This is a genomic window from Mariniflexile sp. HMF6888, from assembly GCF_044335535.1.
Classification (GTDB): Bacteria; Bacteroidota; Bacteroidia; order Flavobacteriales; family Flavobacteriaceae; genus Mariniflexile.
The window spans coordinates 231,230-251,398 of the sequence record NZ_JBIQVZ010000001.1 but is presented as its reverse complement, the minus strand read 5'-3'; the positions used below and the strand labels follow the sequence as shown (position 1 = coordinate 251,398).

At 33.2% G+C, this 20,169-nt stretch carries 20 protein-coding genes; 11 read left to right on the top strand and 9 right to left on the bottom strand.

All coding sequences use genetic code 11. The features are described 5' to 3' along the window. Positions 1 to 86: 86 nt before the first annotated feature. Entirely contained in the window at positions 87 to 1,301 is a 1,215-nt protein-coding gene (locus ACGLWY_RS01235; RefSeq protein WP_396617871.1) for an RsmB/NOP family class I SAM-dependent RNA methyltransferase, read from the bottom strand. A gap of 150 nt (positions 1,302 to 1,451) precedes the next feature. On the opposite strand from ACGLWY_RS01235, the gene ACGLWY_RS01230 reads away from it, so the two are divergent. The 7 genes from ACGLWY_RS01230 (at position 1,452) to ACGLWY_RS01200 (ending at position 6,362) form a co-directional block, all read left to right on the top strand. Next, the gene (locus tag ACGLWY_RS01230; RefSeq protein WP_396617870.1) at positions 1,452 to 2,030 is read left to right on the top strand and encodes an RNA polymerase sigma factor; all 579 of its coding nucleotides are present in this window, start codon (positions 1,452 to 1,454) and stop codon (positions 2,028 to 2,030) included. A 40-nt stretch (positions 2,031 to 2,070) separates the two neighbouring features. After that, complete coding sequence (locus ACGLWY_RS01225; protein WP_396617869.1) at positions 2,071 to 2,382, top strand: hypothetical protein; 312 nt, start codon at positions 2,071 to 2,073, stop codon at positions 2,380 to 2,382. 12 nt (positions 2,383 to 2,394) lie between these two features. Beyond that, positions 2,395 to 2,907, top strand: a complete 513-nt coding sequence (locus ACGLWY_RS01220) for a Spy/CpxP family protein refolding chaperone (protein WP_396617868.1) — start codon at positions 2,395 to 2,397, stop codon at positions 2,905 to 2,907. A gap of 284 nt (positions 2,908 to 3,191) precedes the next feature. Next, entirely contained in the window at positions 3,192 to 3,953 is a 762-nt protein-coding gene (locus tag ACGLWY_RS01215) for a YHYH protein (RefSeq protein WP_396617867.1), read from the top strand. Between the two features lie 6 nt (positions 3,954 to 3,959). After that, complete coding sequence (locus tag ACGLWY_RS01210) at positions 3,960 to 4,520, top strand: toxin-antitoxin system YwqK family antitoxin (protein ID WP_396617866.1); 561 nt, start codon at positions 3,960 to 3,962, stop codon at positions 4,518 to 4,520. A 49-nt stretch (positions 4,521 to 4,569) separates the two neighbouring features. Next, positions 4,570 to 5,202, top strand: a complete 633-nt coding sequence (locus ACGLWY_RS01205; RefSeq protein WP_396617865.1) for an SCO family protein — start codon at positions 4,570 to 4,572, stop codon at positions 5,200 to 5,202. A 110-nt stretch (positions 5,203 to 5,312) separates the two neighbouring features. Further along, positions 5,313 to 6,362: a WD40/YVTN/BNR-like repeat-containing protein gene (locus ACGLWY_RS01200; RefSeq protein ID WP_396617864.1), complete on the top strand. Its 1,050-nt coding sequence runs from the start codon at positions 5,313 to 5,315 to the stop codon at positions 6,360 to 6,362. Positions 6,363 to 6,633: 271 nt separating this feature from the next. On the opposite strand, the gene ACGLWY_RS01195 is transcribed toward ACGLWY_RS01200, so the two are convergent. From ACGLWY_RS01195 to ACGLWY_RS01165, 7 genes are all read right to left on the bottom strand, one after another. After that, positions 6,634 to 7,059: a hypothetical protein gene (locus tag ACGLWY_RS01195; protein WP_396617863.1), complete on the bottom strand. Its 426-nt coding sequence runs from the start codon at positions 7,057 to 7,059 to the stop codon at positions 6,634 to 6,636. Between the two features lie 10 nt (positions 7,060 to 7,069). Further along, the gene (locus ACGLWY_RS01190; RefSeq protein WP_396617862.1) at positions 7,070 to 7,573 is read right to left on the bottom strand and encodes a hypothetical protein; all 504 of its coding nucleotides are present in this window, start codon (positions 7,571 to 7,573) and stop codon (positions 7,070 to 7,072) included. Positions 7,574 to 7,716: 143 nt separating this feature from the next. Next, positions 7,717 to 8,259: an RNA polymerase sigma factor gene (locus ACGLWY_RS01185; RefSeq protein WP_396617861.1), complete on the bottom strand. Its 543-nt coding sequence runs from the start codon at positions 8,257 to 8,259 to the stop codon at positions 7,717 to 7,719. 513 nt (positions 8,260 to 8,772) lie between these two features. Beyond that, positions 8,773 to 10,599 (bottom strand): ABC transporter ATP-binding protein, encoded by a 1,827-nt coding sequence (locus tag ACGLWY_RS01180; protein ID WP_396617860.1) that lies wholly within the window; start codon positions 10,597 to 10,599, stop codon positions 8,773 to 8,775. A gap of 81 nt (positions 10,600 to 10,680) precedes the next feature. Next, the gene (locus ACGLWY_RS01175) at positions 10,681 to 12,411 is read right to left on the bottom strand and encodes a phospho-sugar mutase (protein WP_396617859.1); all 1,731 of its coding nucleotides are present in this window, start codon (positions 12,409 to 12,411) and stop codon (positions 10,681 to 10,683) included. A 100-nt stretch (positions 12,412 to 12,511) separates the two neighbouring features. Continuing rightward, complete coding sequence (locus ACGLWY_RS01170) at positions 12,512 to 13,462, bottom strand: glycosyltransferase family 2 protein (RefSeq protein WP_396617858.1); 951 nt, start codon at positions 13,460 to 13,462, stop codon at positions 12,512 to 12,514. A 41-nt stretch (positions 13,463 to 13,503) separates the two neighbouring features. Then, a complete protein-coding gene (locus ACGLWY_RS01165; protein ID WP_396617857.1) occupies positions 13,504 to 14,034 on the bottom strand; it encodes a DUF4199 domain-containing protein in 531 nt (176 codons plus the stop codon). Positions 14,035 to 14,247: 213 nt separating this feature from the next. Between ACGLWY_RS01165 and ACGLWY_RS01160 the strand changes: the two genes are divergently transcribed. The 3 genes from ACGLWY_RS01160 (at position 14,248) to ACGLWY_RS01150 (ending at position 16,960) form a co-directional block, all read left to right on the top strand. Further along, positions 14,248 to 14,499: a type B 50S ribosomal protein L31 gene (locus tag ACGLWY_RS01160; protein WP_396617856.1), complete on the top strand. Its 252-nt coding sequence runs from the start codon at positions 14,248 to 14,250 to the stop codon at positions 14,497 to 14,499. Between the two features lie 151 nt (positions 14,500 to 14,650). After that, entirely contained in the window at positions 14,651 to 15,826 is a 1,176-nt protein-coding gene (locus ACGLWY_RS01155; RefSeq protein WP_396617855.1) for a GlmU family protein, read from the top strand. Positions 15,827 to 16,063: 237 nt separating this feature from the next. Next, positions 16,064 to 16,960, top strand: a complete 897-nt coding sequence (locus ACGLWY_RS01150; protein ID WP_396617854.1) for a hypothetical protein — start codon at positions 16,064 to 16,066, stop codon at positions 16,958 to 16,960. Here the strand turns inward: ACGLWY_RS01150 and ACGLWY_RS01145 are convergent. Further along, positions 16,957 to 18,576, bottom strand: a complete 1,620-nt coding sequence (locus ACGLWY_RS01145) for an ABC transporter substrate-binding protein (RefSeq protein ID WP_396617853.1) — start codon at positions 18,574 to 18,576, stop codon at positions 16,957 to 16,959. The two genes, ACGLWY_RS01150 and ACGLWY_RS01145, sit on opposite strands and share 4 nt — an antisense overlap. 90 nt (positions 18,577 to 18,666) lie before the next feature. Between ACGLWY_RS01145 and mtaB the strand changes: the two genes are divergently transcribed. Further along, positions 18,667 to 19,992 carry a tRNA (N(6)-L-threonylcarbamoyladenosine(37)-C(2))-methylthiotransferase MtaB gene (gene mtaB, locus ACGLWY_RS01140; RefSeq protein WP_396617852.1) on the top strand — a complete coding sequence of 442 codons (1,326 nt, stop codon included), beginning with the start codon at positions 18,667 to 18,669 and terminating at the stop codon, positions 19,990 to 19,992. The last annotated feature ends 177 nt before the right edge of the window (positions 19,993 to 20,169 follow it).

Below are 20,169 nucleotides of genomic sequence, written 5' to 3'. Positions count from 1 at the left end.
AACATGAATGAGCATTCTGTTTTTAATTTAGCTTATTAATAATAATTCTACCATAAAAAGTATAAATATGTGAAGAGAATATAAAACTAAACCTTCCTCTCCAGCAAAGCCATGAAAAACCCGTCAAATCCCGATTTGTGGGCTAACACTTTTTTGTCTTTTATAAGCGTGAAATTTTTACCGGATTCTGATGTTAAGAATTTGTCAACTTGTTCCTGGTTTTCTGATGGTAAAATAGAGCATGTTGCGTAAACCAATTGGCCACCAACTTTTACCATTTTAGCGTACTGCTGTAAAATATCTTGTTGGGTTGTTTTTATTTTTTCGATAAAATCTGGTTGTAATTTCCATTTAGCATCTGGGTTTCTGCGCAATACACCTAAGCCAGAGCAAGGGGCGTCAATTAAAACACGATCTGCTTTATCATATAGTTTTTTAATGACTTTTGTTGAATCGATAACCCGTGGTTCTATGTTATGGGCACCATTTCGTTTTGCGCGTCTTTTTAATTCATGAAGTTTGTTTTCATAAATGTCCATAGCTATAATTTGCCCTTTATTTTCCATTAAAGAAGCAATATGCAACGTTTTTCCACCGGCACCGGCACAAGCATCAACCACGCGCATGCCGGGTTGTACATTTAAAAATTCGGCAACTAATTGAGAAGAGGCATCTTGGACTTCAAAATAACCATTCTTAAAAGCGTCGGTAGTAAATACATTAGCACGCTCTTTAAGCTTTAAAGCATTTGGGTAGTCTTGTAAATATTCGGTCTCAATATCTAAATCAAATAACTCGGTTTGTAATTTTTCTTTAGTTGTTTTTAAGGTATTTACTCTTAAAATAACATCGGCTTGTTCATTTAAAGCGGTAATTTCCTTGTTCCAAACAGTATTTCCTAATTCTTTTTCACCTAGTTCGTCCAACCAATCTGGAATCGATTCCTTAAACTTTCTTATTTTTGAAAGCTCATCAAAACGTCCTTTTATTTTTCGGGTTGGTGTGTCTTCAAAATATTTCCAATCGGGTAATTTGATACCTTTTAAAGTTGCCCAAACAGCAAACATGCGCCACAAATTATCTCTATTAAAAGGTTCTTTTACCTCAGCAATTTCTGCATACAGGCGTTTCCAACGTACAATATCGTATGTGGTCTCGGCAACAAAAGCACGGTCGCGAGCGCCCCATCGTTTATCTCGTTTTAATAATTGTTGAATAACTTTATCGGCATAATGTCCTTCGTTAAAAATTAAGGTTAATCCGTCTATAACCGAAAAGCATAAATTTCTGTGTAATCGCATGGTGTTTAAATAAGTGTGCAAAGTTACATTAAATGCTATGAATACACGAATATTTTTATTTTATGCTAATTTTGAAAAAATTAAATTAATTACACAAGTTTTTTATTATGTTGGTGTTTCAATTTAATTAGACCACAAATAATATTTTTTTTGACTGAAAGTGAATTTATAAAAGCATTGAAAGATCATAGTGAAAAAGCTTATGGTCAATTGATTGATGATTTTCAGCAAAAAGTATTTTCTACTTGTATATCGTTTGTTCCCAACAAAGAAGACGCCGAAGATATTGCACAAGAGGTTTTCGTAGAGGTCTTTAATTCTATTGAAAAATTTAAAGGCCATTCTAAATTATCGACGTGGATTTATAGGATTACAACAAATAAATGTTTGGAATTTATTAGAAAGAAAAACACAAAAAAACGATTTGCGTTTCTGCAATCGTTATTTAGGAGTGAAATACCTTTAGATAAAACGATGTATTTTACAGATATGGACCATCCAGGTATTCTATTGGAAAACCAAGAAAGAAGTGATACGTTATTTCGTGCCATAAATAAATTGCCAGATGCCCAAAGAGTTGTATTTACCTTAAGTAAGATAGATGGTAAGAGCTACCAAGAGATTAGTGAAATAATAGATAAAAGTATTCCGTCTGTTGAGTCATTGATGTTTCGAGCTAAAAAAAAATTACAGGAACTCTTGGGTAATTTTTATAAAAATGAAAAGTAACGCAAGTTTTTTAAGTTAAAAGTATCTAAATACTAATAGAATGAAAACAAATAAAGACATACAACATAAAATAGAGGACACTTTTGAAGTGCTCAAGACTGTCCAAGAGGTTAAAGTGTCTCCTTTTTTCAAGGATAGGACTATGCAGGTGTTGTTTGCAGAAAAGGAAGCGGAGCAGAATAAGTTGCCTTGGTTTTCACCAAAGCTTCAGTTGGCAACTTTGGTTTGTATTATTTTATTGAATGTGTATGCATTTGCAAAAATAAAGACGGCCATCTATGAAGAGAAAGTGAGCGATTTTGCAAGTGCATATGGCTTATCGTTAGATTCAGAAACCAATTTGTTTAATTAAACTAAGTATGTTATGAAGAAAAATGCAATCTTATATACGTTACTCGTGTTCTTAATTATTGTAAATGGGTTTTTCTTGTTCAATTATATTGGAACCCCTGTTTTTAAAGAAACGAATGAGCAACAAGACCCAGACGATTTTATTGCAAGAGAATTGCAATTCAATGAGTCGCAAATGCAAAAAATGCATATGCTTTCTAGGGAACACCACCATAAAATAAGGCAAATACATACTAGTTTAAGAACATTAAAAAATGCGTTATTTAAAAATATTTCAGTCAGTCCTTTAAATACTTCAGAGATTGATTCTATTTCCAATGAGATAGGTTTTTTAGAGAAAGAAAGAGATATAGCAACCTTTTATAATCTTAGAGAGGTATATAATCTTTGTAATGAAAAACAAAAAGAGCGATTTAATGAGATAGTCACTGAAGCATTGCATAAAGTTGGAGAAAAAAAGCAAAGGCCACCTATTCCACACGAAGAGAATGGCCGTATGTTACCGCCGCCACATCCAAATAATTGATTCTATGATAATTAAAAGACTTTCAGCAATTGAAAGTTTTTTTTTGAAAAAAAATAAAATATCGCACAAGTTTTTTGAAATAAACACATCTAAAAAATCATACCTAAATAAAAAGGATGATTGATAAAATGAAAATTTTAAGATTTAGCATTGTTTTATTAACGATAACAGTATTGATACTAAACATCATAAATATACATAACTCATGGGAGTCTAATAATGATAAAATAAGCAATCATGAAAAGGATATTAGTGAAAATGATTATTTCCAAAATAAATAGACTATGAAACACCTAGAAAAGCTTTTAGTACTACCTATGCTTATAGTTGCGGCTTTTATTGCTTGTTCAAGTGATGACGCTTCACCAGCAGAAGAATCCATTTCAGACACCAATTATGATATAACACCTATTCTGTCAAAGTTTGAAGGTATCGGTCTGTCTTATGCAATAAATGGCAGTACAATAACCTTTACAACCCAAGATTTACCCAATCATACCAGTCCATATTACCCAGTAAGCAACCCATTATATGAAGATTATAATGGAACCAATGCGAACTGGAACCAAAACCCTAATATGATAAGCACACAAAATATAGTATTTGCCATTTCATTGCATCCTAAGGAGGCCGCAAGTAAGCAGTCTACTAGTTTAGGCCCCATTGGGATTTCTAGAAATGGAGTTGTGTTTTTTAATCAGTATGCGGGGCCCAATAGACCTTTGACCAATGAAATAGATTCCTTTGATCAGTGGTTAGGTCACCCACAACAATCTGGACAATATCATTATCATATTGAACCAGTTTATTTAACACAGGAATTTGGTGAGGATGCGTTTTTAGGATTATTGGCAGATGGCTTTCCAGTCTATGGGCCTAAAGAAAATGGTGTTGTTATAGCTAATGATGATTTGGATATATATCACGGACATACAGGAGCTACGGTCGATTTTCCTGATGGGATATACCACTATCATATTACTAGTCAGGATCCCTATATTAATGGAAGCGGGTTTTTTGGAACACCTGGAAACATTACCAATTAATTGAAAATGAAATGGGCCTATATCGTTTGTTTTTTAGCTGTGGCTAGTGCCTGTAATAAAGATAGTTTGTTGGTTTTAGATGTTTCCAAAGCAACATTAGTTCTTGATAATGGGGTATTGTTTTATAAAGAAATCCCTTTCTCTGGAATATTAAAATCTTATTTTCCGACAGGAAATCTTGAATCAGAAATACAGTACAAAGACGGAAAGAAGCAAGGTTATGAAAAACATTGGTTTGAAAATGGGAGTAAAGCCATAGAGCGCTACTATTCAAATGGTCTTAAAATAAGTGTCCATAAAGCTTGGTGGGAAAACGGCAATCTGAAATTTGAATACCATTTTAATTCTAATGGTGAGTATGATGGCAATGTTAAAGAATGGTATTCTTCAGGGGTGCTATATAGAGATTTTAATTATAAGGATGGCAAGGAAACCGGAAGCCAGCAGATGTGGAAGCTTGATGGAACTATCAAGGCAAATTATGAAGTAGTCAATGGCGAACGTTTTGGGCTTATAGGATTAAAAAAATGTTATGCAGTAACTGTTGGTAAAAATGAAGTTAGGTAATGGAAAACAGTGTTCCAAATCTTATTTGGAGATCAAAGAGAACAATAAAATGAAACAGATTTTCGTCATATTATTAATGGGACTTACTATTTTTTCATGTAAGCAAAAAGCGAAGGAAACACAAGTTCTTGCTCTGCTACCATATTTTAATTCTGCCGATTTTACACCAGAATGGACTAATAAAACCCATAAAATCCCTGACTTTTTATTTACCAATCAACATGGTAAAACAATTACCAATAAAACCTATCAAGGAAAAATATATATAGCCGATTTCTTTTTCACAACCTGTCCAGGTATTTGCCCCAAACTTACCAAGAACATGTCCATATTGCAGGATTCATATAAGACCGATAATGAAGTGATGCTTTTATCACATTCCGTCATGCCTTGGGTTGATACCGTTGATAGGCTTAAAGACTATGCTGAAAAAAACGGGGTTGATGATACGAAATGGAATTTAGTAACAGGGGATAAAGATTCCTTATACAACATGGCCAGGAACGGTTATTTCGCAGATGAGGATTTTAACAAAACTCGAGATAAAAGAGGGTTTATACATACAGAAAAATTTATTTTAGTAGACAAAGAAGGCTATATACGCGGTGTTTATAATGGTACTTTAGAAGTTGATATAGAGCGTTTAAAACGACATATTGAAATATTAAAAGGAGAGATTTAATTAATTATGTCTGTTTAAGTATTTTGAAAAGGATAAGAACCAAGCACTTTTTGTTAAAAGCTTCATGATAGTTCATGAAGCTTTTCTACTTTTATGGAAATTTACAATTTATGAAGCACATTGTATTTGTATTGATTGCTGTAGTTTTATTTTCGTGTATCGGAAAGAAAAAAGAAGCCATTGGAAACTTTAGTAAAGTAGACATAGAAACTATTTTACAAGATTCGTTATTAAGTATTCGAGCTATTGAAATATTAGAAGACAATAGCTTAGCTTTTGCTGCCAATAATGGAGCTTTTGGACTTTATAACCCATTGAAGTCGAGTTGGACAACTTCAAAACAAGCGTTTGATAGTTTAAATCTGCAATTTAGAGCAGTGGCACATACAGCAACCGATTTTTTTATGTTAAGCATCGAAAGTCCTGCTATTTTATATAAAACAGGTAATTCTGGACAGATGGAAATAGTTTACAAAGAAGATCATCCAAAAGCTTTTTACGATTCTATGAAATTTTGGAATAACCAAGAGGGCATTGCCATAGGTGATCCTACCGATGATTGTATGAACATTATTGTTACAAGAAATGGGGGAGAAACTTGGAAGAAGCTTTCTTGCGATGAGTTGCCAGAATCTAAAGAAGGCGAAGCTGCTTTTGCTGCCAGTAATACCAATATTACTATAGTTGGTAGCCATACATGGGTGGCAACTGGTGGTAAAGTAAGCCGCATTTTATATTCGCCAGATAAAGGCAGCACTTGGGAAGTCTTTAACACACCTATTGTACAAGGTTTAGAAACGGCGGGCATCTATTCCATCGATTTTTATGATGAATTAAACGGTTTTGCCATTGGTGGTGATTACACCAAGCCTGAAGACAATATGACTAATAAAATAAAGACTGTCGATGGAGGTAAAACATGGCAATTGGTGGCTCAAAACCTAAACCCAGGTTATAGAAGTTGTGTACAATACATACCAAATAGGGCAGGAAAGGAACTTGTTGCTATAGGTTTTAAAGGCATTGATTATAGTAACGATTCAGGAAATTCATGGAAACATTTAAGCGATGAAGGATTTTATACCATTCGCTTTTTAAATGATAGTATTGCTTATGCTGCTGGAGCAGGGCGAATTTCTAAGCTAGTTTTTAAAGAATAAAAGAGGCTAAAAAGTCTAGTTCTATGTCATATTAGCTTGTCGAAGACCTAAATAAACAATAGCCAGTAGTCACTAGTCAATAGTCACTAGTCACTAGCCAATAGTCACTAGCCAATAGTCACTAGCCAATAGTCAATTCAACAAATAAACAATATAATATAGCCAATAACAACCTCCAATGTCAGTCTTGTCGAAATATTTTAACTTACTGGTAATCAGTGTCAGTTTCAACAAATCTCAGTCTGATAAATTTAAAATTTAAAGGATCTCATCAATGGCGTCCTCTTTTTTTATACTCTTCAAACATTTTTCTTTTAAAGTCGTCTTCAATTCTGTGTAGAAGAATAACCTTTTTTGCTGAAATAACTTTAGTTAAGTTGTTTATATAGTCGTTTTCAAGTTCTTGCCTTTTATTATCGTTTAAACGCCATTCCTTTAAAATTTGTTTTGCATCTTCTTCGGTAATGGTTTCAAAATTTATTTTTTTTCTAGCTTCATATGCTTCTTTTCTCAATCTTGAATTTTCTTCTTCAAAATTATTGTAAATAGGCCAGAATTTTTGAGCTTCCTTTTCGCTTAAATTCAATTTTTCGGTTATATACGCAATTTTTAAAGTCTTAATCTTATCTCTATTAGACTGCGCAACGGTTACTAGCGAAAAACTTAATATAAATACGATGCTTATAAGTGTTTTCATCTGTTTGTGTTTATTTTGTGATAAAATCTTCAATATCTAGGTTGTCAAATATAAAATTATCCAATGTTTCTGAGTTGTAACCATCAGTAATTAAACGGACTTCTGATAAATCTTCTTTAGTGAAAAGAGATGCAAATTCATTTGTTTCTAAATCTTCATTTAAGATGTAATTTTCAATACTTGCCGTTTCTATGTTCTTAATGGTAATATCTTTATTGTTATTAAAGAAAATATTAATTATTAAAATGAAGCTTGCAGCTATAGCGGCAACATAAGACGCTTTACGCCATGTAAATAATTGGACTACTTTAACCTCTTTTTGTGGTTGAACCGCATTCATTATTTTGTCTTCTAACGAATCGAAATAATTATCGGGTGTTTTATAACCAGGATCAGATAATCTTTCCTTGAGTTTTATCTCGCTTAAAATAGTGTCTTCAAGTAATGCAAAGTAGTCTTTAGGAACTTTAAATCCGGTATTTTTTATATTATTATGTATTTTATTCTTTTTCATATGTAGGTATATATTGTTTTTTAAAGGTCATATGGAGTTTATCTCACGAATTTTATTTTCATTGGTGTTCGATGATTATCAATTGTGTTTCTGAATCATGGTAATTTCATTGTGTTAATAAGACTCCATATTTTAGTAATAGTTTAATTTTGAGCTAAATAAGTTTCAATTTTTTTTACGGCTATATGATAAGAAGTCTTTAATGCCCCTTCACTTGTTTCTAATATATCTGATATTTCTGAATACTTTAAATCCTGAAAATATTTCATGTTAAATACTAATTGTTGTTTTCTTGGCAATGTGGCAATAGCCTTTTGTAGTTGAAGCTGAATAGCATCGCCTTCAAAGTAAACATCTGAAGTTAATTTGTTGATTGCCGATGATTGAGCTTCTTCACTGGTTATTTGTGATTTTTTTGCATTTTGGTTAATAAATGTAATGGACTCATTTGTTGCAATGCGGTACATCCAAGAAAACAATTTACTATCTCCTTTAAAGTTATGAATATTCTTGTAAATTTTAATAAAGGTGTTTTGAAGCACGTCGTCGGTATCGTCGTGTGACTTTACAATGTTTCGTATGTGCCAATATAGCCGTTCTTTATATAACGTTATTAACGTTCTAAAGGCTTGTTCTCTATGGGTTTCAGATTTTAATTGTTCTACTAATTGTGCTTCGTCAATCACAAAAATACTTTAGTTATTAGACTTATAAATTTACTAAAAGTTTAAAATAGATTTTTTTGATTTTTTAACATTCATTTAATGTTTTGAAAATCAATATTTTAAAAATAAAATAATCGACAAACTGCATAATAAATACGATTAAATGCGTTTTTTCTTGTATGATATGTTTTTTTGTTTTATGTTTGTTTCAGAAACCTATTTATGTTGTTAGTCGTCCCCAAGTCTAACTGAACAAAAAAAAGGATAGAAACCCAAATCTCTATCCTTTTTTAATTGAACTCGTTTAAACTTTTCATAATTGGCTAAAAAATTGTCCTTTTGCACTCCCTTTTTGCCTTTTCTTCCTTCCGTAGCCCTGCTATGCAACTCAAAAAAGCCTTCAACCGAGCACAGGACGGAGCGTGTAAAAATAACCCAGAGGATTATTTTAGCGAACGAGCCAGCTGGCGTAAGGTTAAATTTTCGCTTCAATCAAAAAAGTTTAAACGAGTTCGTTTTATAAACTTTTTGGTTTTATTCAAAACTTTGCATTTCAACAAGTTTTTGGTACACACCTTTTTTTGCAATAAGTTCCAAATGCTTACCTTTTTCTACAATTTCACCTTTGTTTAAAACCACAATTTCATCGGCATTTTGAATAGTCGATAATCTGTGGGCAATAACAATGGAGGTTCTGTTTTTCATCATGTTTTCTAAGGCTACTTGTACCAAGCGTTCGCTTTCGGTATCGAGTGCTGAGGTAGCTTCGTCTAAAACCATGATTGGTGGGCTTTTTAAAACGGCACGTGCAATACTTAGACGTTGTTTCTGTCCTCCAGATAATTTATTTCCAGAATCTCCAATATTAGTTTCGATGCCATTAGGCAATTCTTTAACAAATTCCCATGCATTGGCAATTTTCAGGGCTTCAATAACTTCGTCGTCGCTAGCATCCTCTTTTCCGAGCTTCAAATTGTTTTTAATGCTATCGTTAAATAAAATAGCGTCTTGCGTAACAATGCCCAATTGTTGTCTTAAAGATTTGGTTGAAAACTCTCGAATATCAATACCATCAATTAAAATGCTTCCTTTGTTCACATCATAAAAGCGGGTAATTAAATTGGCTATGGTCGATTTTCCACTTCCCGATTGCCCAACCAATGCTATGGTTTTTCCTTTGGGAATGGTTAATGAGAAGTCTTTTAAAACATAGTCGTTTTCATATTTAAAAGAAATGTTGTCAAACACAATTTCAGAATCGAACCCTGTTTTTGTAATAGCGTTTTCTTTGTCTTTTAATGGGTTTGGGGTGTCTATAATTTCTTGAATACGCTCAGCGGCGGCATTACCTTGCTTAACATTATAAACGCCTCTTGATATGGCTTTTGCAGGTACCATGATATTGTATGCCAACCCCATATACGCAATAAATGAACTGCCATCGAGTGAGTTGTCTACAAGTACTAATTGCCCGCCATACCATAATAAAACAGAAATAACTAAAATGCCCAAAAACTCGCTTGTTGGTGAAGCTAAATTTTGTCTATTAAATAATTTATTTGAAAAGTTGTACGAACGGGTTGATGATTCTTGAAATTTAGTGTCAAACTTATGTTCGGCATTAAAACCTTTTATAATGCGTAATCCTGTTAAAGTTTCTTCTATAATAGATAAAATAACACCTTGTTCTTTTTGAACACGATCGGATTTTCGTTTTAAACTTTTACCAATTCTAGAAATTATAATGCCAGATAAAGGAATAAATATAAAAACGAACAAGGTTAATTTTAAACTTATTATCATCATCATAATTATGGTGAAAATAATGGAAAGAGGTTCTCTAGCAATAAGTTCTAAAACAGGTAGCATCGAGTATTGAAGTGTTGATATGTCTCCGGTGATACGCGACATAATATCGCCTTTTCTTTGTTCGGAAAAGAATGAAAGCGGTAGCTCTACTGTTTTTTTGTAAACCTTGTTTCTTAAATCTCGTACCACACCATTTCTTAAAAATACCATGAAGTAATTAGCTAAATACCCAAAAATATTTTTTAAAAGAAATAGGATGATGATTAAACTAACAACCAGAAACAATGCTTTTTGTGGGTCGTCTTCAGCATATAAATTTACTTGGTATGCGAGATAGTCTTTATAATAATCTTTTAAAGAAGATAGTCCTTCGTAAATGGGTTTAACAGTTGGTTTTACTTGATTTTTTTCAAATAAAATATCGAGCATAGGTATTAAAGCTACAAACGATAAAGCACCAAATAAAGCATATAATATGTTTGAAGCTATATGTCCTAAAGCATACTTTTTATAAGGTTTGGCATACTTTAGAATATTTAAAAACTGATTCATTAAATAAGATTTGTCTGTTTATAAAACATGCTTTTATGATAACCATAAAAGCATGTAAATTTTTCGCAAAGATACGGGTTATTATATTAATTTCATGTCTTTTAAAATGGCTTCGGCTTTAGCATCCAGTGCGGCCTCCGTTTTATTAAAATCGGCAGCCGAATTCAATTTAGTGTTGACACTTACATAAAACTTTATTTTTGGCTCTGTTCCGCTAGGTCTTAAAGCAACTTGGCTACCATCTTCCAAATAGTAAATAATAACATTTGATTTAGGAACATCGATAGTACTTTCTTTTCCGGTTTGTATATTTTTTGAAATGGATAAATCGTAATCTTCAATTTTTAAAACTTTAGAACCGTTCACAACTTTAAATGGATTTTCACGAGCGTCAATCATCATTTGTGTAATTTCTTGTGCACCTTCAATACCTTTTTTGGTTAGTGATACTAATTTTTCTTTGTAGCAACCATGTTCTACGTAAAGATTGATAAGTTCGTTATAAAAAGAACTGCCATTTGCTTTTGTTATAGCTGCGATTTCACAAGCCAATAGGGTAGAGGTAACGGCATCTTTATCGCGCACAAAATCGCCAACCATATACCCAAAACTTTCTTCGCCACCACCTATAAAATCAAGCTCAGGGAAGTCTTTTATTAATTTTGCAATCCATTTAAAACCTGTTAAAACAATTTTGCTTTCCACTTTATAAGCCTCGGCAAGTTTATTTAGCATGGGTGTGGAGACAATGGTTGAGGCTATAAATTCTTTTCCTTTAATTTTTCCAGCGGTTTTCCATTGTTTTAAAAGGAAATCGGTCATCATTAACATGGTTTGATTTCCGTTAAGCAGTTGTAATTTGTTTTCAGAATTACGAACCGCAACGCCTAAACGGTCGCAATCGGGGTCGGTTCCAATAACAATATCAGCATTTACTTTTTCAGCCAACTCTAAAGCCATTTTTAATGCCGCTGGTTCTTCTGGGTTTGGCGATGCTACTGTTGGGAAATTACCATCTGGCACTTCCTGTTCTTTTACGATATGAACGTTTTTAAACCCAGCACGTTTTAAAGTTTCAGGTACTGCAGTTATGGAGGTTCCATGAAGTGAGGTGAAAACAATGGTTAAATTGTTTTTTGCTTCTTTAGACGTATTAAAATCGGCATTTTTAACAGATTCATTTATAAATGCATCATCAACTTCCTTACCTATATATTTGATTAATGAATTGTTAGCTTCAAACTTAATGTCGGAATATTTTAAGCTATCAATAACGTTGATAATTTCTCCATCTTGTGGTGGTACCAACTGCCCGCCATCTTGCCAATATACTTTGTAGCCGTTATATTCTGGTGGATTGTGTGATGCGGTCAATACAATACCACAGTGGCAGTTTAAATGTTTTACAGCAAAAGATAATTCTGGAGTGGCACGTAAATCTTCAAACAAATACACTTGAATACCATTTGCTGAAAACACATCGGCAACCACTTTAGCAAGGGATTTACTGTTGTTTCTGCAATCGTAAGCAATTACGGCTTTTGGTGTTTCGTTAGGAAATGATTTGTTTAAATAATTACTTAAACCTTGTGTGCTTTTTCCAAGGGTATATTTATTAATACGGTTGGTTCCCACACCCATAACCCCACGCATACCACCAGTACCAAATTCTAGGTCTTTATAAAAACTTTCTTGAATATCTTTTGGATGGTGTGCAATACTATTCTTTATAATAGACTGGGTTTCTGCATCAAAAGTTGGGGTTAACCATGTGTTAATTCGATCTAAAATTTGTGGTTCGATGTGTATCATAATATCTTAAATATAATAGGCCTCAAAAGTAAACAATTGAAAAAGAATAATCTTTGAAAAGATGTTATTTTGAAGGTGGTGAAACGGTTTTTTAAAGTTATTAATTTAAATTTAATTCTTCTTTAATTGAATAACGTTTTTTGTCTTGTTTGGTACGTAAAATAATTTCGCCTAAAAAGCCAGCTACAAAAAATTGCGTGCCAATTATCATAGTTGAAAGCGATAAGTAGAATTGAGGACGTTCAGTAATAAGCCTTCCAGCTCGGTTTAAAAACAATTTATCAATGCCTAAGTATAAGGCAAATCCAAATCCAATGGTAAACATGATGACTCCAAGGGCGCCAAATAAATGCATAGGGCGTTTGCCAAAACTAGATAAAAACCAAATGGTAATTAAATCTAAAAAACCGTGAACAAACCGATTCATGCCAAATTTGGTTTCGCCATATTTTCGGGCTTGGTGCTGTACAATTTTTTCGGTAATTTTTGTAAAGCCGGCATTTTTTGCCAAAACAGGGATGTAACGGTGCATTTCGCCATTAACATCAATATTTTTAACAAGCTCTAGCCTGTAAGCTTTTAGGCCACAGTTAAAATCGTGAAGTTTAACACCTGATGTTTTTCTAGCTGCCCAATTGAATAATTTGGAGGGCATATTTTTGGAGATAACAGAATCATAACGTTTCTTTTTCCAGCCAGAAACCAAATCATAGCCATCGTTTGCTATCATGTTGTATAGCTCTGGAATTTCGTCTGGATTGTCTTGTAAGTCGGCATCCATAGTAATCACCACATCGCCAATAGCTTTTTCAAAACCAGCATGAAGTGCTTGTGATTTTCCAAAATTCTTTAAAAAGCGAATGCCTTTTACGTTTGGGTTTTGTGATGAAAGAGTACTTATGGTTTTCCATGACTTGTCGGTGCTGCCATCGTCAATAAAAATGATTTCATAGGAAAAACGATTGGACTGCATCACTTTTGCAATCCAATCATGTAATTCGGTTAAAGAATCCTGTTCGTTAAGTAGTGGTATAACTACTGATATATTCATTTAAAAGCTTTCAAAAAGTTGATGCTTCAAAAATACAGAAATTATTCGGTGTCAGGTTTACTTTTTTTCATTGCAGCAGCAACTATTAAGCCGATAATGCTAAAAAACACTAAGTAACCAGCCAATCCTTTTATGATGTTGCCTATTCCGAATTGATTTTGAGCCTCAATTTTATCGGCAGCTTCAGCTATGGCTTCACTTGGAGCATTAAAATTTTCCATCATTTGAACTGTTTTTTCAATGGTTTTTTCTTTTAAAACTGCAGCAGCATCGGTATCAACAACATTAAATAATAAATATGAAACCAATGTACTTACAAGCAACCCAATTAAAACAGTAATAAAATAGGAAGTAAAAGCATCTTTAAAACTGGCATAGCCATCTTGTGCTTGTTTTGTTTTTGCTACAGATACAATTCCGAAAGCAACTATGGCTATTAAAATAAAAATTCCATACCAAGTATTTGTAAGCAACTCTAGGTTTATAGCATAAGAAAGTACGGTTAATAAAGCCAATAAAACACCTAAATATAAACCGTAATTTGTAGCGATTGATTTCAAAGATTTTTCCATAATTTTGTATTTTCGTGTTAGTTGTTTAGTTAGTATTCAAATATAGTAATTCGTTACATTAATATTAGCAATAAAAAATGTAAAAAAGTATTGCAAGATTGTAAAAAATGCTTATTTTTGCACTTCCAAAATTGAAAAGAATATTAAAACTTTAAGCAGTGAAACACTTTTTTAGGTGTTATATTTGTCAGAAGAAAAAATAAATATCAGCAGATGAAAAAAGATATACATCCAGAAAACTATAGAATTGTAGCATTTAAAGATATGTCTAACGAAGACGTGTTTTTAACAAAATCTACAGCAAACACAAACGAAACTTTAGAGGTTGATGGTGTTGAGTATCCACTTGTTAAAATGGAGATTTCTAGAACGTCGCACCCGTTTTACACTGGTAAATCTAAATTAATTGATACTGCTGGTCGTATTGATAAATTCAAAAACAAATACGCTAAGTTTAGTAAATAAACTTATCAAAACTATTATACAAAGCCTTCATGTATTTATATTGAAGGCTTTTTTATTTTATACAATTAGCCTACTTTTGAATAGATAACCAATAAGTTTAAGTTTTAAGAGAACACCTTCTAACTTCTAACTTCTAACTTTTAACTTCAATATGAACTATATTCTTTTTGATGGACCTTCGCGTAACAATTTATTGCCATTTACTTTTACCCGTCCAGTTGCCGACATTAGAATAGGTATTTTGACCATTCGTGAAAAATGGGAAACGTTTTTAGATTCTACAACCACAACCATTACCGAAGATTATTTGTCTAATAAGTATCCTATGGTAGAAATGGATGAAAATGTGATGATAAATGCGTCTTACCTCCCAAATTTAGAATTGGTTGAAATGGTAAAAGATTTACAGGAAAATCAAGCCATTTTTAAAGACGAAGATGTGATTGCGTTCTATTCAAAAAATTCGCAAGAAGAAGTGGATTTTGAGACTTACGAAGCCATTGAGTTTAATGATGATGTAATTAAAATAGAGTATACTTGGGACATATATTCAAAAAACGGCGAAGTTATTCAGGAAGATTTTAATTTATTAACCCATGGCAGGCAATCCCAACCCATTCCGTCTAGCAATAATGTTATTGCTGCCGAAAATATTTTTATTGAAGAAGGTGCCAGATTAGAGTTTACAACACTTAACGCCAGCAATGGACCTATTTACATTGGAAAAGATGCCGAAATTATGGAAGGCTCTTTAGTGCGTGGCCCATTAGCACTTTGTGAGGGTGCTACTTTAAAATTGGGCACCAAAATTTATGGACCAACAACGGTAGGGCCATACAGTAAAGTAGGTGGCGAAGTTAATAACTCCGTAATTTTTGCTTATTCCAACAAAGGACATGATGGCTTTTTAGGAAATTCTGTTTTGGGCGAATGGTGCAACTTAGGTGCCGATACTAATACGTCGAACTTGAAAAATAATTATGCTGAAGTGCGTTTATGGGATTATCAAACAGAAAGTTTTGCTAAAACAGGATTACAGTTTTGCGGACTCATGATGGGCGACCATAGTAAATGTGGTATTAATACCATGTTTAATACCGGTACGGTTATAGGGGTTAGTGCCAATGTTTTTGGAAGTGGTTTCCCAAGAAATTTTGTACCAAGTTTTAGTTGGGGTGGAAGTGCTGGCTTTACAGTTTATTTAACTAAAAAGGCTTTTGAGGTTGCAGAGATTGTAATGTCGAGACGTCATGTTGAATTTACCGAGCAAGACAAAGCTATTTTAGAACACGTTTTTGAAGAAACAAAGAAGTATAGACGGGAGTAGTTTTATTAGGAGTCGCAGTCTCAGTAGCAGTCACAGTCACAGTCACAGTCACAGTCACAGTCTCAGTCACATTCTCAGTCTCAGTTGCAGTTTTCAGTAATATTCTCATTTAGCTTTGTGACTTTGCGACTTTGCGAGAAAAAGTGATTTTACTAGAAGTTAGAAATTTGAAGCTTTAATAGATGAAAAAGCAGTATTGCTAAAGTTTTGTATATTTGGATGTTACATTTTACCTAAATGACAAAATCATTGTACTTTATATTGTTTTTAGCAGGTTTTTTTGGGTTTTCACAATCTGAAACATATACCATCAAAAATATTGAAATGAATACCAAATACCCGCATTTTGGGTTGATGTTGGTAAGCGATTCTCAAATTTTATTCACATCTTATTTATTAGATAACAAAGGCCGATTAAAACGATTTCAAGGAAATCCTGTGCTTTCAATTTTTGAAGGGGAGTTATCTGAAAATGGCGCTATTAAAAATATTAAAAATATTGAAATAGCTCCTGATGAAAAAATAAAGTATATAACCAGTGCTGCTTTGTCTCCCGATAATAAAAAGCTTTATTTAACTACAACAGCAAGCAATGATTTTAATGAAGATAACTTTCAAATTAGAGTTGGAGAGTTTCAAGAAGGTATAGGTTGGGTAAATTTTAAGGAACTTCCATTTTGCAATCCTAAATATTCTTATGCACATCCTGCTATAAGTAAAGATGGGAAAAGCTTGTATTTTACATCGAATATGAGAGGCGGAAAGGAAACGACCAAAGGTGGTTCTGATATTTTTAAAGTCGATATTTTAGAAAATAATACCTTTAGTGAACCTAAAAATTTAGGCAGTAAAGTTAATTCGTATAGTAAAGACATGTTTCCTTTTATCAGTTCAGACAACACATTGTATTTTGCTTCTAATAGACCTAGCGGTTTTGGTGGTTTTGATATTTATAAAAGTAAAATGAATGATGATGGCACTTTTGAAAAAGCCGAAAAGCTACCCGAACCCATTAATAGTCTACAAGACGATTTTTGTTTGGTTATCAATGGGGTGAATAAATCTGGTTATTTTTCATCAAAACGCGATGGAGGTAAAGGCGATGATGATGTTTATTATTTCACTATAGATTAATCTTTTGTCACCCTTTTTAATTCCAATAAATTAATAGGATTGATGCCCAAACCACTCACATTTTTTCTTGTGAATCGTACCACTTCATCATAGAATAAAGGCACTACTGGTGCTTTTTTCATTACTAAACTATCCATTTTAGTGTAAAGATGTTCTCTTTTAGCAGTATTTGTTTCGTTAAAGGCTTTTTCATACCAAGCATCAAATAAATCACTTTTATAGTGTGTGTAATTCGGTCCATTTGGCGCAAAATTTTTGCTATAATAAAGTGATAAATAGTTTTCGGCATCGGGATAATCGGCAACCCAGCTGGCTCTAAATAAATTGAGTTTGCCATTTGCTTTGGCATCTTTTAAAGTGGCAGCGGGAATAACATCGACATTAACAATCAACCCGATTTTGTGAAGTTCACGCTGAATGTATTCGCAAAAACTTAAGTAGTTGCTGGTCGTTGTAATAGATATTTCTGGGTTTTTATTACCGGTTTCGGTTTTAAATTGAGCAATTAATTGTTTTGCTTTTTCTGGTTGATACGTAAAACCAATATGTTCATTATATCCTGGCAACCCTTTTGGAATAAAGCCACCATTTGCAGGAATACCTACGCCGTTTCGTAAATAAATCATCATTTTTTTTCTGTCGAAACCATAATTTACTGCTTTTCTAATAAGCTCCGATTGAATTTCCGGTACATCAGAATCCATATAAAATGCTAAATATTCGGTATTTAAATAAGGGCCACGAATCATGTTCACGTCTTTTGAATAAAAATCGCGAAGTCGCCCATCTGCCGTTAAAACTTCATCTTTATAAGAAGCATCCAATCCAGAAACAAAATCAATATTTCCTTGAGCAAATTGCAGAAATTCACTTTGTTTGTCGGGCAAAAAAGTAATGGATATTGCTTCTAAATAGGGTAACGACTTGCCTTTTTCATCTGTTTCAAAATAATTGTTATTTCTTCTAAATACCAATTTGATGTTTTCTTCCCATCGTTTAAATTTAAATGGCCCCGTGCCAATAGGGTGCGACCGAAAATCGTTTCCGTAATGTTCTATAATTTCCTTTGGAACTACCGAACAGTATTTCATGGTTAATAACCCCAAAAACGCAGGAAAAGGTTGTTTTAATTGAATTTGAAAAAGCGTGTCGTTTATAGCTTTAAAACTATCAACTTTAGCTAATACCCAACTACCGGGTGAAGCGACTTGCTTGTCTAATAATCGGTTTAAACTATATTCAAAATCTTTTGCAATGACGTTTCTCGTAGAATCAATGCCAAATAAAATATCTTTATGAAAATAGACGTCATCGCGTAAAGAAAACGAGTAGATGAGGGCGTCTTCAGAAATTGTCCAATTTTTTGCAATACAAGGCTGTACATTAAGATTTTCATCCATTTGCACCAATCCGTTAAAAAGTTGGTTGGTAGCCCATATATCAGCAATATCTTTGGAAAAAGCGGGGTCTAAGGAACCGATGTTTTTGTGTTCGTTGTACTTAAAAACTAAATGATTATTATTTGTCTTTGAATTGTTTTCGCAAGAAGTGGCGAGTAATATTATACAACTAATTGATAAATAGTTTGTTATTTGTTTTAAAACATGTTTTACCATATAACTTATTAATTGTAAATTTGCAGACTTATTACGAAAGAAGGTAAATATAATGAGATTTCTACCTTCATGGAAATAGCAAAACAATAAATGAGAAAAAAAGTTGCATTTTATACTTTAGGTTGTAAGCTGAATTTTTCTGAAACTTCTACCATTGCAAGAGGTTTTACAGATGAAGGTTTCGACCGTGTAGATTTTTCTGAGCAGGCAGATATTTATGTTATTAATACGTGTTCAGTAACCGAAAATGCAGATAAGCGTTTTAAAAGTATTGTTAAGCAAGCACAAAAAGCAAACCCCAAGGCATTTGTAGCTGCTGTTGGTTGCTATGCACAATTAAAACCACAAGAGTTGGCAGATGTTAATGGTGTGGATTTGGTTTTGGGTGCGACCGAAAAATTTAAGATTACCGATTATATAAACGATCTTTCCAAAAACGATTTTGGTGAAGTGCATTCATGTGAAATTGAGGAAGCCGATTTTTATGTGGGAAGCTATTCCATAGGTGATAGAACACGTGCTTTTTTAAAGGTACAGGATGGTTGCGATTATAAATGCACCTATTGCACCATTCCGTTGGCCCGCGGTATTTCTAGAAGTGATACTATGCAAAATGTGTTGCAGAACGCTAGGGAAATTTCAGCTCAAAACATTAAAGAAATTGTACTAACAGGTGTTAATATTGGCGACTACGGTAAGGGAGAATTCGGAAACAAAAAACATGAACATACGTTTTTGGATTTGGTAACCGAACTTGATAAGGTAGAAGGGATTGAGCGTTTAAGAATATCATCTATCGAGCCGAATCTTTTAAAGAACGAAACGATTGATTTGGTTTCAAAATCCAGAGCTTTTGTGCCTCATTTCCATATTCCATTACAATCGGGAAGCAATGAGATTTTAAAAAAAATGAAGCGTCGTTACATGCGCGAATTGTATGTGGATAGGGTTTCAAAAATAAAAGAAGTGATGCCAAATGCCTGTATAGGTGTTGACGTTATTGTTGGTTTTCCGGGTGAAACCGACACTCATTTTTTAGAGACTTACAACTTTCTAAACGAACTGGATATTTCGTATTTGCATGTGTTTACCTATTCTGAACGTGACAACACAGAAGCAGTAGAAATGGAAGGTATTGTTCCTATGAATGTTAGAAATAAGCGTAGTAAAATGTTACGTGGGTTATCTGTTAAAAAGCGTCGTGCTTTTTACGAAAGCCAATTAGGAACTACTAGAACCGTTTTGTTTGAAAGTGAAAACAAAGAGGGGTATATAAACGGCTTCACCGAAAATTACGTAAAAGTTAAAGCACCTTGGAACCCGGAATTGGTTAATACATTGCATCAAGTAGCGCTTACCAAAATAGATGAAGACGGTTTGGTACGGTTTGAGTTTGTGAATATGGAAGTATTTTAGAAACTAAAAGTCTTGCGCCGAAAGTGCATAGTTTCCACTAACGAATGAGATTAATGAATTTTTTTGTTGGTCAGTTTAAATTAAACCATTAGAGCGTTACTTTGCTTGGAGATTCTAGATGTTTTTCATAATCAGAATTGTATACAATTCCGCTATCAACTCCATTTTGAATGGCAT